This is a genomic window from Vibrio sp. 10N.261.51.A3, assembly GCF_041471965.1.
Taxonomy (GTDB): domain Bacteria; phylum Pseudomonadota; class Gammaproteobacteria; order Enterobacterales; family Vibrionaceae; genus Vibrio; species Vibrio crassostreae_C.
In genome coordinates, this window is the sequence record NZ_JBFRPK010000168.1 from 1 (window position 1) to 3701 (window position 3701).

At 44.2% G+C, this 3701-nt stretch carries 5 protein-coding genes; 4 read left to right on the forward strand and 1 reads right to left on the reverse strand.

All coding sequences use genetic code 11. The features are described from left to right. Positions 1-360 precede the first annotated feature (360 nt). Together glpE and glpG are read left to right on the forward strand one after the other, a co-directional pair. Complete coding sequence (gene glpE, locus AB4371_RS22510; RefSeq protein ID WP_017061039.1) at positions 361-681, forward strand: thiosulfate sulfurtransferase GlpE; 321 nt, start codon at positions 361-363, stop codon at positions 679-681. A gap of 58 nt (positions 682-739) precedes the next feature. After that, complete coding sequence (glpG, locus tag AB4371_RS22515) at positions 740-1582, forward strand: rhomboid family intramembrane serine protease GlpG (protein WP_017063770.1); 843 nt, start codon at positions 740-742, stop codon at positions 1580-1582. Between the two features lie 87 nt (positions 1583-1669). On the opposite strand, the gene AB4371_RS22520 is transcribed toward glpG, so the two are convergent. Next, positions 1670-2077 carry a flagellar basal body-associated protein FliL gene (locus tag AB4371_RS22520; protein ID WP_017063771.1) on the reverse strand — a complete coding sequence of 136 codons (408 nt, stop codon included), beginning with the start codon at positions 2075-2077 and terminating at the stop codon, positions 1670-1672. A gap of 162 nt (positions 2078-2239) precedes the next feature. Here AB4371_RS22520 and AB4371_RS22525 point away from each other — a divergent pair, with 162 nt between their 5' ends. Both AB4371_RS22525 and ubiA read left to right on the forward strand, forming a co-directional pair. Next, positions 2240-2782 carry a chorismate lyase gene (locus tag AB4371_RS22525; RefSeq protein ID WP_164091128.1) on the forward strand — a complete coding sequence of 181 codons (543 nt, stop codon included), beginning with the start codon at positions 2240-2242 and terminating at the stop codon, positions 2780-2782. Next, positions 2783-3637 (forward strand): 4-hydroxybenzoate octaprenyltransferase, encoded by an 855-nt coding sequence (gene ubiA / locus AB4371_RS22530; protein ID WP_372150694.1) that lies wholly within the window; start codon positions 2783-2785, stop codon positions 3635-3637. The last annotated feature ends 64 nt before the right edge of the window (positions 3638-3701 follow it).

The window sequence follows — 3701 nt, forward strand, 5'->3', positions numbered from 1 at the left end:
CCTCCTCCTACTCGATTTGGATCGATTTCTCAACTTTTGCGATCGAAATTTGCAAAATGATTTTGTGGATAACTCTGTGAGAAGTTTATTCGTCAGCTATCTAAAAGCAGTGTGTAGTAAGGCTTTGACGGGGTTTTTCGAGTGGGGATATGTTTCAGTTAACCCACAGTTAGATCAGGATCATTACTACATGTTGTGGATCTATTTTTGAAAAGACACTTTATTCACGCAATTCACAGATTTATCCACAAATGGTGTAAAAGTGATCGCTGGTGGATAACCTTATTAAGTGGATGTGAATGTTAGCCTTGGGATAGGTTACAATGGCAGCAAAGTAAATCAGTATAAAAAGAGAAAGTCATGGACCAGTTTAAACATATCGATGTTAAAGGCGCTCAAGCCCTCATCGAACAAGGCGAAGCTCGACTTGTCGATATACGTGACCCGCAGTCTTTTGCGGTTGCCCACCCAAAAACAGCCTACCACCTGACTAACGATACGATGGTGTCATTCATGGATGAGGTTGAGTTCGAACAACCTATCTTAGTGATGTGCTACCACGGCATCAGTAGCCAAGGTGCGGCACAATATTTAGTGAACCAAGGCTTTGAAGAGGTATATAGTGTTGATGGTGGTTTCGAAGCTTGGCATCGTGCTGAACTTCCAGTGATCGCAGGTTAATGACTTTCATCACCTGAACCGCCTCAAGCATCCCTCATAGAATGAATAGGAAGTAACAATGATTAGATTGATGGTGTTAGACAATCCACGTCTTGCTCAAGCATTTATTGATTATATGGCCTCTCGTCAGATCCCTATTCAGATGTCTCCAGAGGGAGAAGGGCGTTTTGCTCTTTGGCTTCTTGATGGCCAATTTCAGGTTGAAACCGAAGCTGAGCTGAATCGTTTTCTGGCTGAGCCCAATCATAAGCGCTATCAAGCTGCATCTTGGGACATGGCAGAGACCAGAAAGAGCAACTTCCATTACCACACGCCAAGCTTCATGGGCATGATCAAAGCCAAAGCAGGCCCAGTGACACTAAGCCTGATGTTGGTGTGTGTGGTGATTTTTGCGCTGCAACAGATCGGTTTTGGCCAAGCTATTTTCAATGCCCTACATTTCCCAGCGGTGGATGGACAGCAATGGCAGCTGTGGCGTTGGTTGAGTCATGCCGTTCTACATTTCTCTGTTATGCACATCGCATTTAATATTTTGTGGTGGTGGCAGCTAGGTGGAGACATTGAGAAGAAACTTGGCAGCCTCAAGCTACTTCAGATCTTTGCTGTCTCTTCTGCGCTTTCAGGTGCTGGGCAGTATTGGGTTGAAGGGGCGAACTTCGGTGGTTTGTCTGGTGTTGTGTATGCCTTGGTTGGTTACTTATGGGTGGTTGGTGCGAAGGCGCCACAACTTGGTTTAGGTATCCCAAGACAGATTGTCGGCTTTATGTTGGTGTGGTTGGTGCTTGGGTACATGCAGCCATTTATGGCTATCGCCAATACGGCGCATTTAGCTGGTCTAGCCGCTGGTGTGATTATTGGCTTTATCGATGCGATGAAAGCACCAAGCTCGGCAAGAAGCTAATTCATATCTTCTAATGAGTAGCCAAACGATAGAGACAAAAAAAGCGGCCAGATGAGCCGCTTTTTTATTGGGATTCGTTTTACATCATTACTGATAAAGGTATTTGGTAAACAGTAAGTCAGCAATCAGGGTTTTACCTGTCTCTGGAAGCAAAATCTTGTTGAGGTGTTCAACTAAGGATTTTCTTAAGTCTTCACGGCCAGATAGAGATTTAATGGTTTCTTCGTTTTGTTTGCCAAGCAATTCAATCACCGCATCGCGAATCAGTGGTTGGTGATGCTCAATAGCGGCCAAGTCGCTACTATTTGCCACCATGATGTCGAGGCGAACCTGAATGTAGCCCAGTTTTTTACCTTTAGTGTAAAAATTGGTGGTCAGGTCTGGCTCTAGCGTGAAGTAGGCGAGTTTAGCTGCCGACTCCTCTTCCGCGAAACTTGATGCTGAAAAGAGTAGGGTAATCGCAAGAAATATTTGGGCTACATAACGTTTGTGCATATTTGTGACTTTTCTTTAGTTTATTCGCGATATTCGAAACGCATTAGTCTTGTTACAATGAGCGGTCTAAATCTAAATACGTTTACAATTCGAAGAACGCTTTAATTTTGTTCGAAAGTTGAAGCTTTATTGTACGTGTAAAGTCACCTATTGAATACTAGTATGAATCAGCCAATATCGCTGTATCTTAATTCGTTAATGAATGTAGATTGGCAAAGTACAGAAACATTTGATTTTCCTAATGAAACCACCAAAGAGTGGCTGATGGAGCAAGGTTCTCTTTCCCGCAAGTTGGGGAAGTGCTGTCAGCACCTGTCTGTTGAGTTGCTTCATAATCAAGTTGTAGAACGCTCAATGCTGCAACAAGACGAGGAACATCTTTTATCATCGTTTGATTGCTTACTGCGTAAAGTGATTTTAAAGGGTGATGACGAACCGTGGGTGTTAGGTCGAACCTTGATTCCCCGAGTCACATTAGAAGATCATCAGCACTCAGACCTTTCTCAACAAGGTAATGTCCCGCTTGGATTGACCGTTTTTAGTGCTGAGAACGTGGAGCGAGATGCGCTGCAAGTTGGTTGGGTTATCGCAGGCGATGAGCGATTACTCGCGCGTCGTTCTCGATTATGGATGAACCATAAACCGATGCTTGTGGCAGAACTGTTTTTACCAACATCACCCATTTACTCTAAGGAGAGTGTGTAAATGCTTGCCACCAAAGCGAAGGCGTATTGGCAATTAACGCGAATGAATCGCCCGATTGGTACCCTATTACTCCTTTGGCCGACCTTGTGGTCACTGATTATCGCCGCACAAGGTATGCCTGATTTTGATGTCTTGGTTGTTTTTGTACTCGGCGTGGTGTTGATGCGTTCAGCTGGCTGTGTGATCAATGACTTTGCGGACCGTAAAGTAGATGGTCATGTTAAACGTACCAAGCAGCGTCCACTGCCGTCTGGTTTGGTGTCGAGCAAAGAAGCCGTTATCCTTTTTTTAGTGCTAGCCGTGATTTCATTCTTGCTAGTGCTGACCATGAATCCGCTGACCATTAAGCTCTCTTTTATTGGGGTGGGTCTAGCGTTTATTTATCCTTTCATGAAGCGTTTTACGCACCTTCCACAGTTGTTTCTTGGCTTAGCGTTTAGCTGGGCTATTCCAATGGCATGGGCTGCACAAACCAATGAACTGCCAAGCATTGTGTGGTTTATCTTCGTGATTAACGCGTTGTGGACGATTGCTTACGACACGCAATATGCGATGGTTGACCGAGATGATGACTTGAAGATTGGTATTAAATCGACGGCTATTTTATTTGGTCGCTTCGATAAACTGATTGTTGGCTCTTTGCAACTCGTCACCCTAGCGATGCTGATTGCGTTAGGTATGCACTACCAATTGGGTGATACTTTCTATTGGGCATTGTTAGCCGCAGGCAGCTTGTTTGTGTACCAACAACATTTGATGCGGCATCGTGACCGAGACTTATGTTTTCAAGCTTTTCTAAATAACAACTATGTTGGTATGGCCGTAACGGTCGGTTTGTTCGTTACCTTCTGGTAAGCATCAGTTTTTATCAAACGAATATTCAAGAAAAAGGCACCCAGTGGGCTGTCTCTTGATCACA

Bases quoted from the DNA above. Each gene is read 5' to 3' on its own strand.
- glpE (WP_017061039.1), top strand. From the start codon at position 361: ATGGACCAGTTTAAACATATCGATGTTAAAGGCGCTCAAGCCCTCATC.
- glpG (WP_017063770.1), top strand. From the start codon at position 740: ATGATTAGATTGATGGTGTTAGACAATCCACGTCTTGCTCAAGCATTT.
- AB4371_RS22520 (WP_017063771.1), bottom strand. From the start codon at position 2,077: ATGCACAAACGTTATGTAGCCCAAATATTTCTTGCGATTACCCTACTC.
- AB4371_RS22525 (WP_164091128.1), top strand. From the start codon at position 2,240: ATGAATCAGCCAATATCGCTGTATCTTAATTCGTTAATGAATGTAGAT.
- ubiA (WP_372150694.1), top strand. From the start codon at position 2,783: ATGCTTGCCACCAAAGCGAAGGCGTATTGGCAATTAACGCGAATGAAT.